This is a genomic window from Ferrimonas sediminum (assembly GCF_900100175.1).
Taxonomy (GTDB): Bacteria; Pseudomonadota; Gammaproteobacteria; order Enterobacterales; family Shewanellaceae; genus Ferrimonas; species Ferrimonas sediminum.
The window spans coordinates 65,116-81,310 of sequence record NZ_FNEM01000013.1 but is presented as its reverse complement, the minus strand read 5'-3'; the positions used below and the strand labels follow the sequence as shown (position 1 = coordinate 81,310).

Annotated in this window: 17 protein-coding genes and 1 riboswitch; of the genes, 4 read left to right on the top strand and 13 right to left on the bottom strand. The window is 58.4% G+C overall.

Annotated elements, in window-relative coordinates; genetic code table 11:
• Window positions 1-2: 2 nt before the first annotated feature.
• The 7 genes from BLT77_RS14275 to BLT77_RS14245 form a co-directional block, all read right to left on the bottom strand.
• A complete protein-coding gene (locus BLT77_RS14275; RefSeq protein WP_090366586.1) occupies window positions 3-626 on the bottom strand; it encodes a histidine phosphatase family protein in 624 nt (207 codons plus the stop codon).
• Window positions 623-1,132: a bifunctional adenosylcobinamide kinase/adenosylcobinamide-phosphate guanylyltransferase gene (gene cobU / locus BLT77_RS14270; RefSeq protein ID WP_090366584.1), complete on the bottom strand. Its 510-nt coding sequence runs from the start codon at window positions 1,130-1,132 to the stop codon at window positions 623-625. The genes BLT77_RS14275 and cobU (BLT77_RS14270) overlap by 4 nt, the downstream gene beginning before the upstream one ends.
• Window positions 1,129-1,962, bottom strand: a complete 834-nt coding sequence (locus BLT77_RS14265; RefSeq protein ID WP_245709957.1) for a cobalamin-binding protein — start codon at window positions 1,960-1,962, stop codon at window positions 1,129-1,131. Before BLT77_RS14265 ends, cobU (BLT77_RS14270) begins: the two co-directional genes overlap by 4 nt.
• Window positions 1,959-2,486 carry a bifunctional adenosylcobinamide kinase/adenosylcobinamide-phosphate guanylyltransferase gene (gene cobU / locus BLT77_RS14260; protein WP_090366582.1) on the bottom strand — a complete coding sequence of 176 codons (528 nt, stop codon included), beginning with the start codon at window positions 2,484-2,486 and terminating at the stop codon, window positions 1,959-1,961. Before cobU (BLT77_RS14260) ends, BLT77_RS14265 begins: the two co-directional genes overlap by 4 nt.
• Complete coding sequence (locus BLT77_RS14255; RefSeq protein WP_090366579.1) at window positions 2,483-3,478, bottom strand: FecCD family ABC transporter permease; 996 nt, start codon at window positions 3,476-3,478, stop codon at window positions 2,483-2,485. The genes cobU (BLT77_RS14260) and BLT77_RS14255 overlap by 4 nt, the downstream gene beginning before the upstream one ends.
• Window positions 3,465-4,298 carry an ABC transporter ATP-binding protein gene (locus tag BLT77_RS14250; RefSeq protein ID WP_090366577.1) on the bottom strand — a complete coding sequence of 278 codons (834 nt, stop codon included), beginning with the start codon at window positions 4,296-4,298 and terminating at the stop codon, window positions 3,465-3,467. The genes BLT77_RS14255 and BLT77_RS14250 overlap by 14 nt, the downstream gene beginning before the upstream one ends.
• Window positions 4,299-4,371: 73 nt before the next feature.
• The gene (locus tag BLT77_RS14245; protein ID WP_090366575.1) at window positions 4,372-6,195 is read right to left on the bottom strand and encodes a TonB-dependent receptor domain-containing protein; all 1,824 of its coding nucleotides are present in this window, start codon (window positions 6,193-6,195) and stop codon (window positions 4,372-4,374) included.
• Window positions 6,196-6,402: 207 nt separating this feature from the next.
• A riboswitch (cobalamin riboswitch) is annotated at window positions 6,403-6,592 on the bottom strand.
• A gap of 379 nt (window positions 6,593-6,971) precedes the next feature.
• Between BLT77_RS14245 and BLT77_RS14240 the strand changes: the two genes are divergently transcribed.
• Both BLT77_RS14240 and BLT77_RS14235 read left to right on the top strand, forming a co-directional pair.
• Window positions 6,972-8,261: a MipA/OmpV family protein gene (locus tag BLT77_RS14240; RefSeq protein WP_090366574.1), complete on the top strand. Its 1,290-nt coding sequence runs from the start codon at window positions 6,972-6,974 to the stop codon at window positions 8,259-8,261.
• An 87-nt stretch (window positions 8,262-8,348) separates the two neighbouring features.
• Window positions 8,349-8,933, top strand: a complete 585-nt coding sequence (locus BLT77_RS14235; RefSeq protein ID WP_090366572.1) for a DUF5610 domain-containing protein — start codon at window positions 8,349-8,351, stop codon at window positions 8,931-8,933.
• Window positions 8,934-9,026: 93 nt separating this feature from the next.
• Here the strand turns inward: BLT77_RS14235 and BLT77_RS14230 are convergent, their stop codons facing one another.
• From BLT77_RS14230 to BLT77_RS14210, 5 genes are all read right to left on the bottom strand, one after another.
• Entirely contained in the window at window positions 9,027-10,241 is a 1,215-nt protein-coding gene (locus tag BLT77_RS14230; RefSeq protein ID WP_090366570.1) for a DUF5692 family protein, read from the bottom strand.
• Between the two features lie 9 nt (window positions 10,242-10,250).
• Entirely contained in the window at window positions 10,251-11,129 is an 879-nt protein-coding gene (locus BLT77_RS14225) for a DUF5692 family protein (RefSeq protein ID WP_143026643.1), read from the bottom strand.
• A gap of 433 nt (window positions 11,130-11,562) precedes the next feature.
• A complete protein-coding gene (gene arsB / locus BLT77_RS14220; protein WP_090366565.1) occupies window positions 11,563-12,579 on the bottom strand; it encodes an ACR3 family arsenite efflux transporter in 1,017 nt (338 codons plus the stop codon).
• Window positions 12,580-12,711: 132 nt separating this feature from the next.
• Window positions 12,712-12,939 carry a DUF350 domain-containing protein gene (locus BLT77_RS14215; RefSeq protein ID WP_051252544.1) on the bottom strand — a complete coding sequence of 76 codons (228 nt, stop codon included), beginning with the start codon at window positions 12,937-12,939 and terminating at the stop codon, window positions 12,712-12,714.
• Window positions 12,940-12,941: 2 nt separating this feature from the next.
• Entirely contained in the window at window positions 12,942-14,024 is a 1,083-nt protein-coding gene (locus BLT77_RS14210; protein WP_143026642.1) for a hypothetical protein, read from the bottom strand.
• A gap of 285 nt (window positions 14,025-14,309) precedes the next feature.
• Between BLT77_RS14210 and BLT77_RS20615 the strand changes: the two genes are divergently transcribed.
• Window positions 14,310-14,432 carry a hypothetical protein gene (locus BLT77_RS20615; RefSeq protein ID WP_281241976.1) on the top strand — a complete coding sequence of 41 codons (123 nt, stop codon included), beginning with the start codon at window positions 14,310-14,312 and terminating at the stop codon, window positions 14,430-14,432.
• A 46-nt stretch (window positions 14,433-14,478) separates the two neighbouring features.
• Window positions 14,479-14,928, top strand: a complete 450-nt coding sequence (locus tag BLT77_RS14205; protein WP_176819319.1) for a bifunctional diaminohydroxyphosphoribosylaminopyrimidine deaminase/5-amino-6-(5-phosphoribosylamino)uracil reductase RibD — start codon at window positions 14,479-14,481, stop codon at window positions 14,926-14,928.
• A 106-nt stretch (window positions 14,929-15,034) separates the two neighbouring features.
• Here the strand turns inward: BLT77_RS14205 and BLT77_RS14200 are convergent, their stop codons facing one another.
• Window positions 15,035-16,159 (bottom strand): M14 family metallopeptidase, encoded by a 1,125-nt coding sequence (locus tag BLT77_RS14200; RefSeq protein ID WP_090366561.1) that lies wholly within the window; start codon window positions 16,157-16,159, stop codon window positions 15,035-15,037.
• Between the last annotated feature and the right edge of the window lie 36 nt (window positions 16,160-16,195).

Genomic DNA, 16,195 nt, shown 5'->3' with positions numbered 1-16,195 from the left:
TCTCACTCATGGTCGGTCGGAGCGGGAAACAGTCCCATCAACTGGGGCCAGTGCAGCCCCTGCTCATCGATGTACACCTGGATCTGCAGGCGAGCCGCATGCCCCAGCGCGACCCGGCTCAGGTGGGCATTGTCCTGTTGCTGCCCACTGAGCAGCCAGGACAACAGCACTCGTATCACGCCAGAATGGGTCAGCAGCAACACCGTCTCGCCCTGATGGCGTTCGGCCAACTCCGCCAACAAGCCGGTGGTTCGCTGCAACAGCGAGGCGGTGGTCTCCCCCGCCGGCGGCACCTGCTGCCAGGGCTGCTGCCAGTAGGCTTCAAAGTCGCCCTCGGGCCGTTGCCATAACTGTGCTAAAGGCTGGCCATCCCAGTGACCGAAGTCCAGCTCCTGCAGTCGCTCATCGAACTGCAGCGGCCGCTGATGCTGCCGGGCCAGTTGCTGGCCAAAGTCGGCGCAGCGCCTCAGGGGCGAGCTGTACAGATGTTGCCAGACCAGCGGCGCGCAGCTGGCCTGCCACTGGCGCCAACCCAACTCGGTTAACGGCGGATCGCTGCGTCCCAACAACCGTTCGGCGTCCTGTGGCTGGCCGTGACGGACCAAATGAAACTCGGTGGTGGTCATCGGGCCCCCTCCTTTAACGGTCGTTCAATGCCCGCCTGACACCACTGTACCCGCCGGGCGATGGCGGCGATCGCCTGGTGCATCTGGCCACTGGCACTGACAAAGCGACGGCTGATGCTGTCGTCGGGGATCAGCCCCTGTCCCACCTCGGTGGACACCAGCACCACCTGGGCCCGGCACTGGCCCAGGGCGCGGCAGAGGCGATCAATTTCGCGGTCCAGATCCACCCCGGCCAGCAACTGATTGGTCAGCCACAGGGTCAAACAATCTATCAGCAGCAGCTCATCGGCGTCGGCCTGTTCCAGCAGCCGCACCAGGTTCAGCGGCTCCTCGATGCAGCGCCAATGATCCGGGCGGCGTTGCCGGTGCAGTTCAATGCGCTCGGCCATGCTAGGATGGCTGCGGGCCGTTGCCACGTACAGCACCCGCTGACTGCTGGCCAGGCACCAGGCTTCCGCCAGTCCGGATTTCCCGCTGCGGGCCCCGCCCAGATACAGACTGATCACAGCGCCTCCCGTTGCCGGCGGGCAGTGTCTATCTTGCGACACACCAGTGCCATGCCTTCCAGCACCCTGGGGCCAGTGCGGTGCACCAGATCGCCCTCGATGGGCACAATCTGATCGTTGGCCACCGCCGGAATCTCCGGCCATACCCGCCAGTCCACCACTTCCTGATTGCTGTTGCCGTGGTACTCCGGCTTGAGAATGATCTCCGGCTTACGCACCAGCACCTGCTCCATGGAGACCTGGGGGTAATCGGCCTCGCCATCGGCAAACACATTATCGGCACCACAGTCGGCTAAAATGCCGTTCATCCAGCCGCCGGACACCGTGGTCAGGGGCTCGGGCCACACCTGGTAGAACACCTTGACCGGTGCCTGCTGCCGGTACTGCTGGCGCAGTTGAGCCAGCCGCAGCCGAAACTCGCCGGCCTGTTTGTGGCCTTCGGCCTCCAGTCCCAGGGCCTGACCCAGCTGTTCGAGGCGATCGGCAATCTCGTCGATGCGGGTTACGCTGGTGTCAAACACCGGCAGCCCCAGGCTTCGCAGACGCTCGATCAGGGGCGCGCTGGTGTCCTCGATGCTGAGCACCACCAGATCCGGCTGCAGCAACATCAGGGCTTCCATATTCAGATAGTCGAAACGACCGATACGTGGGATCGCCTGGGCCGCTTCCGGGTAGTCGGCGTAATCCACCGTCGCCTCGATGCGATCGCCGGCGCCGATGGCAAACAGCATCTCCACCGAATGGGGAGACAGCGCCACCAGTTTCTGCGGCACCGCCAGAGCCCAGGGCGCCATCAGCATCAGGGGCCACAACCACTTCAGGGCGCTCATTGTGACGCCCCTTTCAGCTCCAGCGGCAGACCGGCGATGGTCAGGGTGACCCTGTCGACCCGCTGGCCCAGGTGCTGGTGCAGCCAGCCGCACTCATCCACAAAGCGGCGGTTGGACTCCCCCAGCGGCACGACACCCTGCCCCACTTCGTTACCGATGAAGATCACCGGGCCGGGCAGTGTCGTCAGGCTCTGCAACAGTGCCGCCTTGGCCGCCGGCCAGTCGCCATCGTCGGCGAACAGCTCATTGGCCAGCCACAGGGTTAAACAGTCCACCAGGATCAGGGTGTCCGGCTTGGAGGTGGCCTCAAGGACTGCGGCCAGATCCCGCTGGGCTTCAATCAGCGACCACACGGCGGGCCGGTGACGCTGGTGGTGGGCGATGCGCTCGGCCATGCTGTCGTCCACCCTGGCAGTGGCAATCACCACCACCTCACCGCCACTGGCCTGTTGCCATTGCAGGGCTCGCTGCTGGGCCAGACGGCTTTTTCCGGAGCGGGCGCCGCCGCTGATTAACTGCTTCATGAACGACCCCGACGCTTCATTAAAATTCCGATAAAGAACGCACTGCCGAGAATGGCAGTCACCACCCCGACCGGCAGCTCCTGATTACCCAGCAGTTGCCGGGAGAGCAGATCCACCCACACCATCAGAATCGCCCCGAACAGGGCGGTGGCGATCAGGGTGGCACCGCTGGCGGCGCCAATCAGTAGCCGTACGATGTGCGGCACCATCAGGCCGACAAAGCCGATGCCGCCGCAGTACGCCACCAGAGACGCGGTGATCAACGCGGTCAACAGCAACATTCCCAGGCGCAGAGGCACCACCGCCACCCCCTGGGTGTGGGCACTTTCGTCTCCGGTCATCAACGCCTGCAGCGGCCGCTGAAACTGGTACACCACCAACAGCGCCGTCAACACCACTACCGAGGGGATCCACAGCGTGCCCCAGGTGGCGCGGCTAAAGCTGCCCATGTTCCAGAACAGCACCGCCTGAATCGCCTGATTGTCTCCGAAATAGAGCACCAGATTGGCCAATGAGGACAGCAGAAACGAGATTGCCACCCCCGCCAGAATCAGCCCTTCAACCTGACCGTCACGGGCCATCACCATCACCACCGCTACGGCGATCAGCGATCCCAGAAACGCGCACAGCGGCAGGCTCAGACCCGCCAGACCGGTAGTCAGAGCGATCACCGCCCCCAGGGTGGAACCGGCGGAGATGCCAAACAGGTAGGGATCCGCCAGCGGGTTACGGGTCACGCTTTGCAGCACCGAGCCGGACACTGCCAGTCCCGCGCCGCACAACATCGCCAGCAGCACCCGCGGCAAGCGCAGTTCGATGATGATGCGCTGGGACAGGTTGGCGGCGTCGGCACCGATGAGGGCATTGGCCACCGCCAGGCCGACGTCACCCAGGGCGATGTCGGCACTGCCAAAGGCGATCGCCAACATCGGTGACAACACAACGAGGGGAAACAGGATCAGCAGCAACAGCTGCGGCTTAAGCAAGGGCATAGGCAGGCTTTTGGTAGTCGTAAGTAATGCGCGGGTAGCGGCCGTTCGGGTGCATATCCACTCGGGCGTCCACCCCGTAGACCGATCGAATGCGATCGGCGGTGAGTACCTGCTGCGGCAGGCCACTGGCCACCAGCGCGCCCTCACTCAGCAGCAGAATCCGGTCGCAATAGGCACTGGCCAGATTCAGATCATGGATGGAGGCCACCACGGTGATGCCTAAACTGCGCACCAGCTTCAGAGTCTCAATCTGGTAACGCACGTCCAGGTGGTTGGTCGGCTCATCCAGTAACAGCAGCCTGGGCTGCTGCAGCAGCGCCCGGGCAATGAGTACCCGCTGACGCTCGCCACCGGAGAGGGAATCAAAATGATGCTCCGCCAGTGATGCCAGCTTGACCCGCTGCAACACCGCCTCGACCCGTGCAGATTCATCCCGGCGGTCAAGACGTTGCCACCAGCTGCTGTGAGCCAGCAAACCGGTGGTTAAAAATTGACGCACGGTCATCGAAAATCCCGATGGACCATGCTGGGTTACCACCGCCACCTGTCGGGCAAAGGCCCGGCGGCTGATGGTGCCTATCTCGGTTCCTGCCAGGGCGATGCGCCCCTGCTGAGGAATCAGGTAACGGTACAGGCACCGCAACAACGTCGATTTACCGACCCCGTTAGGGCCAAGCAGACCGACAAATTCGCCGTGATTAACGGTAAAACCGACGTCATGCAGCACCTGGCGCTCACGACAGCCCCAGCTTAGCCCCTCCACCTGCAGGTGGGGACTGGACTCACAGTCGTACTGGTTGTCATCGAAGGACTTAAACATGATGCTGTCTCTGTGTGACTGACTCGGTTGCCGTTAATGCGCCACCCTGTAACCAGGGTGGCGCCCCGTGCGTTTAAAAGTCGCTGTAGCTCAGGCTCAGGAACCACTCGGCACCCGGGCCGTAATAACTGCCGTTGGAGATCACCTCTTCATCCAGCAGGTTATTGGCTTTCAGGCGCACCTTCCAGCCCTGGGTAAAGGCGTAGCCCAGGCTGACGTCCACCTTGTGGTAGGGGCTGATGAAGTCAGGGTTGCCATCGTAGTTGTTGTCACCGTCATTGCGTTTGCCCTGATAGTGGTAATCGACGCGCAGGTCCCACTGGCTGCGGACGTAAGCGGCCGAATAGTCGAACTCATGCTCGCTGCGCCCCTCCAACTGCTCACCGCTGCTGTCGTCTTCGGCATCCAGATAGGTGTACGCCAGTTGGTGCTGCAGACCAAACAGCTCGAAGTCGCTGCCCAGCTCAACGCCCTTGAGTATGGCCTTATCGACATTGGATGGCTTATAGATGTCCCAGCCGTTGTCGTCTTTCTCGCCGGTCTTGGCCCAGTTGATGAGATCGTCAACCTTATTCTGGAACACGCTGACGTAGGCGTTGTAGCCGTTACCGGCGTAGTTCAGGGTCAGATCGACGTTCTTTGAGGTTTCCGACGTCAGTTGATCGTTCCCCAGCTCCGGCCAGTACAGATCGTTAAAGGTGGGGGCCTTGAAGGCGGTGCCATAGCTGGCACTCAGGCGCCACTGGTCATTGAAGCGATAGGCGGCACTGGTGTTGTAGGAGACTTCGCTGTCGATGTTTTCCACATCGTCATAACGCACCACCCCTTCCAGCAGCCAGGCACCGAGATCGGCGCGGGCCAGGGCAAACACCCCCACCACGTCACGCTCATCCTGGGCGTAATCGCCGCGCACCGACTCATTGTAGTAATCCACGCCGCCGCTCAGGGTCAGGGCGCCGCCCGCCTGATACTGGTTGATCCAGCTCAGTTGGTTTCGGCGGGTCTCATAGATGCTGTGGCCTGGCTCACCGGCGCGGTAGTTATCGTTGTAATCCCGGGCCTGGCCTGCAGACAGCTTGGAGCTGAAGTCGTTGCGGTCGTACTGCGCCTCCAGGTTCCAGAAGAAGTTGTCGTAATCGGCCTCATTGCTGTAGGGGGCACTGTTGTCGTACTCGTAGCTGCCGGTGTTGTACTGACCGCTCCAGTTCAGCAGCCACTGTTCACTGAGGTTCTGCTGACCATTCAGGCCGAAGGTAAGGCGATCATAGCCATCGTCATCGGTTTCACTATCGCGGCGTACATCAAAGCCATCACTCTGCTCCTGGGACACGGTCAGGCTGGTACTGCCGTCACCGTGGCTGATGCCGGCACCGGCACTGAGGCGGCTGTAGTTGTTGCTGCCCACGGCGCCGGAAGCGTACCATTGGCCCCCTTCCAGACGGCGGGTAAAGATCTGTACCACACCACCGATGGCATCACTGCCCCACACGGCGGCGCGAGCGCCTTTCACCACTTCGATGCGCTCCACCTGTTCCGGCGCCAGACTGGAAAAGCTGACGCTGCCCAGGGTGGCGGAACTGATGCGAACGCCATCGATCAGCACCAGCACATGGTCCGATTCGGAGCCTCGAATGCTGATATTGGCGGTCTGACCGGCACCGCCGGTACGGGTCACGCTGAGGCCAGGCAGTCGTTCGAGAATGTCGACCACAGAGATCGGCGCCAGCTCCTCGATCTCCACCCGCTCGATGGTATTGACCACCGCCAGCTGCTGCTCAGGGGCAGTATCAAAGCGATCGGCGGTGACCACAATGGTTTCATAGTCGGGCGCAGCGGTAGCCGCGTAGCTGGCACACAGGGCCAGGGACAATACAGAAAGGCGCGTTTTTAAACTCATGGTTTTTCCTTGAATAATCGAGTTTTAAAAGCGCGGGAATGCTCTCAACAGAGAGGTAGGTGAATCCGTCATCACGACGGGGTGCTCACACGTACAACAGACGAATACCAGATAAGGCCAGCTCGATGCGAAAATGGAAGCAAGGTTCGCCTTGCCACCCGGTTCAAACGGTCTTATCAGGCTATCTGCTCAAGAAACCCGCTTGAGTCAAATCAGCAAATCAAGGTAGGTCTCCTGGCTCTCAGCGTCTGAACGTGCTCCCTTCCCGGTTGCCCAGTGGTTATCGACACGTCGCTCTGATTACAGTTGCAGGTACAGCCGCGGGATCTCACCGCGTTCCCTGTTATGCATGAATCGTCGTCGAACGATCCCTTGCACCTCAATTTGGTGGCCATGATAACCATGCCACAGTCCAAGATTGTGCCAGAGATCACAAGGCATTGAACAGCGATAAATGTCTGTGAATAGTCACAGCGTTTGCCACCGTTACCACCGCAAGAATGGACGTCTGGATGGCCAAGCCACCTATACCAAGGGGTGCAGCCCGGCTCAGGCCACCGCCGCCCTCTTCCCGCCTGAACCAAAAAAATGTTCAACATTCGACTGACTGACTGCTTTTTGCCCCCTCAGTGGACCGAACCCCTTCTGTCATGGCACTCCCAGACCGGACCGGAGCGCGCGAAAGACACAGTTAGTTACGCTCCTTCCACAGAAAATTCACTCACTTGTGGCAAACTACGCGGCAATTTATTCCAAGATTTGCCATTCTGATAGTCATGAGATCCCTTACTTTACTCTTGCTGTTAAGCAGCAGTGCAGCCATGGCGGTGCCCGGCAGTGGCGAGCAGCCCGAATGGGGCATCGCCATCGGCATGCGGTTTGCCGACATCCCCTACAAGACCGACATCGATCAGGTCACCGACGTCGTGCCGCTGATGTTTCTCCATGGCGAGGATTTCTACCTGCATGGCCTCGAAGCCGGCTACCACCTGTGGCAAGACCAACCGCATCAAGCGACGCTGTTTACCCGTTATCGCTTCTTCGATATTCCCAAAGAGCTGCAAAATACCATTCAGGAAGACAGTTTTGACCTCGGTTTGCGCTACCGCTATGTCCCAAGAGAGCGGCATTTTGTCGATACCGAACTGCTCAGTGATAACAACGGTCGCAGTTACGGCCATCTGAGATACGGTTTTGACGGCCAGTGGGGCAACCTCAGCTACCAACCCACAGTGCAACTGGACTGGCGCAGCCAGGACTTTGTTGAGTATTACTACGGCCTGGGCGACACCCGTGCCGATGCCGATCTGGGCGCCTCCGCCGGCATTGGCCTGAAATACCATGTGGGCAGCAACCTGTACCTCATCGGCCAGGTGCAGGGATCGGTATTGGGCAGCGGCATCAGCGAACTCGATACCCTGGACAAACGCTTTACCCTGGAGAGCTACGCCGGATTTGCGTTCTTCCCCACCGCAGAACAGAGCGCCAACCCGCTGCGACGGGAAGATTTCGAGGGGCATTACCTTCGCGTAGCCCACGGCTGGGCCACCCCCTCCAATCTGGGGGAAATTCTCAGTTTTGACTGGGAGAAAGACCCCTACAACAACCAGATGACGTCAGTATTCTATGGTTATCCGCTCACCGACAGCCTGTTTGGTTTCCCCATCGATCTGTACGCCACGCCAGGGGTAGTGCTGCACCACAGCTCAGAGGTGCAGAAAACCAGCTACGAAGGGGTCATGGCCATCAAGGCCTACTACACCTTCAGCTGGCCTATTCGCTGGCGATTCGGTGTGGCCGAAGGCTTGTCCTACATCAACCGGGTCACCTACATCGAACGCAGCGAACTGGAAGAGAAAGGCTACCGGCCGTCCAAATTAATGAACTACCTGGACTTCTCTATCGATACCAACCTCGGTGACCTGTTCCAGAGCAGCAAATGGTCCCACCTGTGGCTTGGCTGGAGCATTCACCACCGCAGTTCGATGTTTGAAAGCTCCTCCGCCTTTGGTCGCATCAAAGGCGGCAGCAACTACAACACCCTGTACCTGCAGTGGCAGTTCTAAGCCCCGCTTAATCGTGGTGGTGACTAAAGACGTTCATCATTTGGCCGATATTGAGTTCATAACAGATTCAAATGAGGCAAAGCATTGATGGACGTTCGTAATCATGGGGCAGAGGTTTCCCACGTCGCCAGGAACAAGCCCACCGATGGCAGCAACCACGGTCAGACGGTGTCTGAAGTGGCAAACAGCAAGAGTGCCTTCCAGGCCGCCAAGGCGATGACCAACGCCCACCTACTGACGGCCATGGAGGAGGTCAGCTTAAGCGCCGGCCAGGACTCCCTGGCGCTGCTGTATCGTGCCGCCGTTGAAGCCATTGATGAGCACCTGGCGCCCACATTGGGCGAGAACTCCACCCAAAAGGGGCTGGAGCAAGGCATCGACTACTCGCCAGAGGCCACCGCCGACCGCATCGTGGGCTTTGCCACCCAGTTCTTCGAAACCTACCAGGGGCAGAACTCAACCCTCTCCTTCGATGAGCAGCTGGACGGCTTTATGAGCGTCATCGGCGGTGCAGTGGACAAGGGCATCGATGAGGCCCGGGGCATTCTGGACGGCTTGCAGGTGCTGGATGGTGACATCAAGAACAACGTGGACCTGACCCAGAACCTGGTGCACGAAGGGCTTCAGACCTTCAGGGATAGCGTCTATCAGGATGAATCCGTCGACGGTTGATTGAGCTCGCCGCCGTGACTCGACGCCTTCCTAAACCCCATGACAAAAAAAGGCCGCCCAACCTGACGGCCTTTCTGGATGCCAGCAGAGGGATCAGGCTGTCGCCGGCTTCTGCTGGGCCTGACGGGCGCGGTGGAAGCTCACCAGCTGCCAGACACAGGCGATGTTAAGCACCAGGCTCAACACCGCCACCGAGTAGGTCAGCGTATCATTCCTGGGGAAAATCCACAGGTTGCGCTCGTAGAAGTTGGTGAAAGTGAAATAGAACATGAACCAGGCCGCCAAGGTATAGGCGCGGGCCTGCAACCAGGTACCCTTCTTGATGAACAGCGCCGGAATGGTGGCCGCCACAATCACCATCAACTGCGCCGACGCCGAGGCCGGGAAGTTCAGGTACACATAGGCGAAGTTCCACACGTCATAGGCGATGATCCACAACGCAGTCATCTTCGGCCACACCATGTCTTTCTGCGGGCTGTCGTCGGCGCGAATCCCCTTCCAACCGTAATAACAGGTCAGAATCGACAGTACCCCGGCCACGCCATTAAGCAGGTTCGGCGTAAAGCCCATGGTGAAGTCCTGAGCCACCGCCTCGGCGATGTTGATCGCCAGAAAGCCGACACAGAACAGCTTGGCCAGGCTGTATTGGTGCACCTTGGTAAAGCGCATCAGCAGGAAGAACACCGACGCCGACACCACCGAATAGATCTTGGCCCACTTAAACCAGTACGCCACCCCCTGATAGGGCCAGACGAAGATGGTCAGCAACAGCGACAACCCCACGAAGAACGCAAAGCCGCTCCATTTCACAAACCGGAACAGCTCGTTCAGGGCGATCAGAATCACCAGAGTCAGCAGAATGTGCAGCTTAGCCTGGGTTTCATGCCAACGGAACAGAGTAAAGGTGGTGTCCTTCTCCAGCAGATCCAGGCTGGCCCCGGTGACGTTGAGGTTAACATCAATGTTCTCGCTGTCGATCACCGTCAGACTGGCGTGATCGAAATCGGTGATCACTCCGCCAGGCAGTGGCAAGATGGTGATCGCGTCGCCCTGTCGCTGCCACTGATGGGTTTCCGCCTCGTCACGGCCATTGAACTTCTTCTCGATGTAGACGCTGCCATCGGGGTTAAAGGCGATGTGGTAGCTTAAGCCACCGGTGCCCGGTACTCCCTCCAGCAAAATCTGGTAGGTGCCCAGCGCCTCGGCGGCCGGGTCGTTATCTGCGGCCGCCAGCGGCGTGCTGCACGCCATCAGGCACGCCAGCATCACCCCCAGCGCCCAGCGCAGGGTATGGGTAAGTGGATTCATCTTGTGTCCTCAGGCTTTATGGAAATACAGGTTTGACCACATTCCGGTCATCGATTGCTGACGCTCTTTCTCGGTAAACACCCCGTCCGGCGCCGACGCCGGGTGGCGGAACTTGGTGTCGCAACCGCCGGTGTACATCTGCCAGTTGTACCAGATGACGTACACCACACTCAGTGCCAGGTTGGCGATGCCCCACCAGGTGGCCAGCTCGGGGTTGGCCCAGGCGGAGGAATCCATAAACGGGAACACATCGGTCACCCCGAGCTGAACCACGAAGATCGCCAGGGTGTAGATTCGGCCCATGATGTAGAGGTCGTGACGACCGAACACCGAGTACAGCTCACAGGCAATCAAAATCGCCAGACCGCCGGCAAACTCGTCGGGAATGCAGCCAAACAGGAAGGCGGCGTTCCAGGTGGTGTACAGGAAGCACCAGCCCAGGGGGAAATCCACAATCAGATCGCCACAGGTTTTGTCTTCCACCCGCCAGAACTTGCCGACAAACGGAATGGTGGCCACCAGGCAGAAGCCCGACAGTGCGTTCCAGGGGTTACCCAGTTGCCAGTCGTGAATCGACGCTTCGGTGATGTTGAGCGCCAGAATGAAAAACAGGAACCACAGGGTCCATGGCTTCTTGAAGACCTCCCAGAACGGTCCGGTTTTCTTCTCGTACACGGCGATACGCATCAGGCTGACCACGATCATCGGCACCAGCACGCTAAAGATTTTGGCCCACTCGAACCAGGTATCGCGGTTCTCAGACCACAACGGGAAAGTACACAGCGACAGCACTATGAACGCGAAACCTATTGTGCGGTAGCGCCTGAACACTTCCGTCAGCGCATAGGTGGCCGCGGCGTACACGATGATCGAAATGACTAACGTCATATTGGAGGGTTCCATGCCCTACTCCTTTGTAACGATAACGACTCCCTGATAGCAACGTGACGGTGTGTAGCCTGATCCAAAAATAGGTGGTGCAATTTCTAGTTTTAGGGGCGCCATGAGGCGCGGTATTGCTGTGTATCGGCAAGGGTAATGCAGGTCGACGAAGCGCCGTTTCACTACCAGTAACTCAAAAGTTTTTATAATTAAGGTATTGAAATACCTTCACTAGAAGCTGATAGCTGAGTAATTACTCTAAAAATCAATTTCTGCGACTGAAGGTAACAGAATGGCGAAATTCGTTAGTGACTGGGATCACATTTGTCGTGACGCGGGATGGGAACTGTGATTCATCGGGTGGGGAGGTTGGCGCCTGCAGGTCGCCAGGGTCAAAAACGGGGTGCCCCTGTGGCCACCCCGAATCAGAAACCGGGTGTCAGGCGAACCAGTGCCGGGTCCTGTTGGCAAAATAGACCAGAGACAGCATCACCGGCACCTCCACCAACACTCCAACCACGGTGGCCAGCGCCGCGCCGGAGTGCAGACCAAACAACGAGATGGCCACGGCCACCGCCAACTCAAAGAAGTTCGAAGTTCCGATCATGCACGCCGGAGCAGCAATGTTGTGGGGCAATTTAAGCCATTTGGCCGCCCCATAAGCGATGGCAAAGATGCCGTAGGTCTGGATCATCAGCGGAATGGCGATCAGCACTATGGTTTGCGGCTGCTCGATGATCACCTCGGCCTGAAAACCAAACAGCAACACCACAGTACCGAGCAAACCGACGATGGACCACGGCTTGGTTTTCGCCAGAAACGCATCAATGCCATCGCCATTGCGACGACGCTGCAGTCGCGCCCGGGTCCAGGCCCCGGCCAACAGCGGCAACATCACGTACAGCACCACCGACAGCAGCAGGGTCTCCCAGGGCACCTGAATGTTACTGACCCCCAGCAACAACGCGGTAATCGGCGCGAAGGCAAACACCATGATGATGTCGTTCACCGAGACCTGAACCAAGGTGTAGTTGGCATCGCCCTTAGTCATCTGACTCCAGACAAACACCATGGCGGTACAGGGGGCCACGCCCAGCAGAATCATCCCGGCGATGTACTCACCGGCGCTCTGAGGATCGACCCAGTCGGCAAACAGGCCTTTGAAGAACAACCACCCTAAGGCCGCCATGGTAAAAGGCTTAATCAGCCAGTTGATCACCAGGGTCAGGATAAGACCCTTGGGCTTTTTGCCCACATCTTTGACAGCACTGAAGTCGATCTGCACCATCATCGGGTAAATCATCACCCAGATCAGCACCGCTACCACCAGGTTCACATGGGCCCACTCCACGGCCGCTACCACCGCAAACCCTTGTGGGGCCCAGTTTCCCAGCAATACGCCTGCAGCGATACTCAGCGCTACCCACAGTGACAAATAGCGTTCAAAAATCCCCATTACTCTCGCCTCATACTTCTTTGAAACCGTCTCGAAAACCGCAACCTGGCGGTTCGACACAGTCAACTGCCATTTCGATGATGCCAGAATATATGAATTGCCATATATATGCCATAGCGAATACGCATTACTTTAGCTCATGGCTGACGACACCACAAAACCGACAAACAGCAAGATGGTGGATTGAAATACCGCCACAGCTAGGTTGCCCTTTTTAATCTCGGCAATAAAGTCGATGCTGCGAAACACGAACTTATCGATGATCACCAGTGAAATCACGCTGACAAACAGACTGACCACCGCGTAAGTGAGGTTCAGAAACATGAAGGCTGCGTTCTGTTCCAATGAGGTAATTTCCATTCCTACTTTCCCTTGTTTTCAATAATAAATGGCGCATCTGGTGCCTCTGACCAACCGATGGACCAGGCGGTGATGGGATCCAGAGTGGCGTGACGCAAGGCGTCGCTGTAATAGTTCATCAGATCGGTAACCGCGTAGTCCCGTGCCGACTCGATGCGGTAAAGATCGGCGGCACCAAACAGGTGCAGAATCTCATGGGCCTGCACCTGTGGGGTATAGGTCACCGCAGCGGCCGACGACACCGATTCAGTCAGCATTACGTACTCATAGTGGCAATTTGGTGACACCTGTTTGTTACCGCAGGACAGGGCAAAAGAGCGGGCATCACCATTGGAGTGGAATACCAAGGCCACCTGCCCCTTGGGCGCTTTGGCCTGGATAAACGCCGACATCGACGGGTAACCCAGTTGACCGGCGATCAGCCCCTGAGCGTCGAGGAAGAAGCGCTCTGAACGTAGCCACTCTTTAGAGATCCCCCGCGGGGCATTGAGGAAGAAAAAGCGGCTGCTGATCTGCGGTTCGACCACGCCATACTGGGCTGCGCGGGCTTGATACCAATCCACCACCTGTTGCAGATAGTGACGATTCTGCAACCGCTGTTTGCCCGACCAACGACTCCAGCGATTGTCATCCAGATAGAGATAGAGAATAGTGATCTCACCGGTAAGCCGGGCAGCGATACCGTTATCGCGGGCGTCCCGATAGCGTTGATCCAGCAGCCGCTCCTGCTGCATGCTTTCGATATGATTGCGCAGGCGAAGAATCGCTTCCTCGACTTTCTGGTTCGGCTCGCCCAACTGCTGGGCCTGGGTCAGCGAGTGGATAGCGTAGTGATAATGGCGACGGCCGACTTCGATGTCGGCCTTGACCGCGTACAGGTAGCGGCGCAGATCCGGCTCATCGACCCGCGGCAACAACCGCTTCACCTCATCGTAGGCGAGATCAAACTCCGAGTCCTCCAGTCGTTGAGACAAGGCTGCCAGCCGCTGATCTTCCGGGTGGGCGGAGTTTGGCCCCAGCCAGATGGCCACGCCAACGCACAGCACACACAGAGACAACAAGATACGCGTTAACCGGGTTTTCATGTCAGATCTGGTTGTCAGTCAATCGAAAGGTACACATTAAAAGAGGGCTTGTTCAAAGTCATTGTGGCTGACAATAAGACACTACTAATTAGTAACTTGCAAGATAATCCAATGGCGACAACGTCATTTCAGCGCCCAATTGGCGAGGCACTGAGCAGCATCCCGGGCCAACACCACTAGTCACTCATCAGCGAACCTGCTTTGAACAAAGGGCTGCTTTACCTTGCAACCCCCTCGCCTCAGCGCGCTATAATATCCTCCAAATCAATACACCAAACTGGGCCAATGAGCCTACTTTACCGACAATGTGTGCTGTCGCTGATTCCCCTGGCCGCAGGCCTGATGCTGCCGCTCTGTGTCGCGGCCATCCGCGCCAGCATCGATGTGCAGTGCCCGTCTACACATTGAGCCGCGACGCAACGGTCTCCCCCACCCCGTCAACCAACGAGTCACCATGTCTGAACTACTGAAAACCCCCACCGATGCCCATCCCATGCTTCGTGCTCTAGCCCTGTCGAAACAGGCCCTGCCCCAGTGCCAACCCAACCCGCCGGTAGGCTGTGTGCTGGTGAAAGGTGGCCAGGTTGTCGCCGAAGGGTTTACTCAAGCCATCGGCGGTAATCACGCCGAAGTGGAAGCGCTGAACCGTTACTCCGGCAGCATGGAAGGCGTCACCGCTTACGTCACTCTGGAGCCCTGCTCCTTTGTCGGCCGCACTCCGGCCTGTGCACGCACTTTGGTGCAAACCGGCATTAAAAACGTGGTGGTGGCCATGTTGGATCCGGACCCCAGAAACAGCGGCAAAGGCATCGCCATTCTGGAACAGGCCGGGGTCAGCGTAGAGGTGGGCGTGCATCAACAGGCGGTCAGTGAGTTTCTGACGCCCTATCTCGGTAAATCCTAACCATCCGGTGCCCAGGGCCATACACGCAGCCGTGCCACTGCTCGGCCCCAAGCTATCAAAAAAAAGCGCGCCGATGGGCGCGCTTTTTTATTATGAATGCCATCACTCAGACCTGATCGATCACCGCGTGGATCGCCGCCAAAGTGTCGCGACCAAACACACCGCTGCGCTCCGGCGACCAACCGTACAGCTCATCAGGCTGGAAATTATGGTCTTTGAAGGGCATCTCTACGGTGTAGGACAGGCAGCGGAACTGCTCCGCCACCCAGTTGGAGCACACCGTCAGGTTGGCCTCTCCGGGCTTGTCTTTGTCGTAGCCATACTCATCCTGGAACTCCGGCGTGATGGTGGTCAAGGCCTGCTTAAACGCCTGCTCCAGCTCCTCTCGACACTCATCGTAAGACGGCGTGCCTTCGCTGCCGGCAACAAAGTTATAGGGGATCGCTTCGTCCCCATGCACATCCAGGAACAGGTCGATGCCGGTTTCCAGCATCTTTTCACGCACCAGGAACACTTCCGGACTTTTCTCCATCGACGGCGCCTGCCATTCCCGGTTCAGGTTCACCCCGATGGCGTTAGTGCGCAGGTGACCCCGAATAGAGCCATCCGGGTTCATGTTCGGCACCACATAGAACACGCTGTTGCCCAGCAAAGCGCGGCCAACGGTGTCGGTATCATCCAGCAGGCGTGCCAGCAGGCCTTCGATAAACCACTCCGCCATGGTCTCGCCCGGATGCTGTCGACCGATGACCCAGACGATGTTCTTGCCCGGCTCCGGTTCGCCGATGGTCAGCAGGCTGACGTCGTTGCCGTCCAGGGTCTGGCCCAGGGTATCAAGCCGACACAGGGGGTGGGTCTGGGCGTGGTGCAGCAGATCCTGGTGACGACCGTAGCTGTAGGGGGCAAAGTAGGCGAAATAGATGGAACCGTGCTCCGGGGTCACCTCGAAGCTGAGGGTATCGCCGTCGAAGCTGGCAGGAATGCGGAACCACTCCTCCCGATCGTAGGACGCCACCACGCTGTAGCCATCCCAACCTTCCGGGTAGGCCGACTTGGCCAGGTTCAGCAGTTTCAGGGAGTGGGGTTCACCGGCAGTGGTTTCCAGGCGGAAATGGAACCACTGATAAAACTCCGACTGATTGTCATTGGGAATGGTCAGCTGAATATCATCGGCGGAATCGGCTTTGACAACATTGATGCTGCCGCTTTCAAAATTACTGAAAATTTTCATTGGACTGTCCGTGTTTGAGCGGTTGCCCGAAAGACT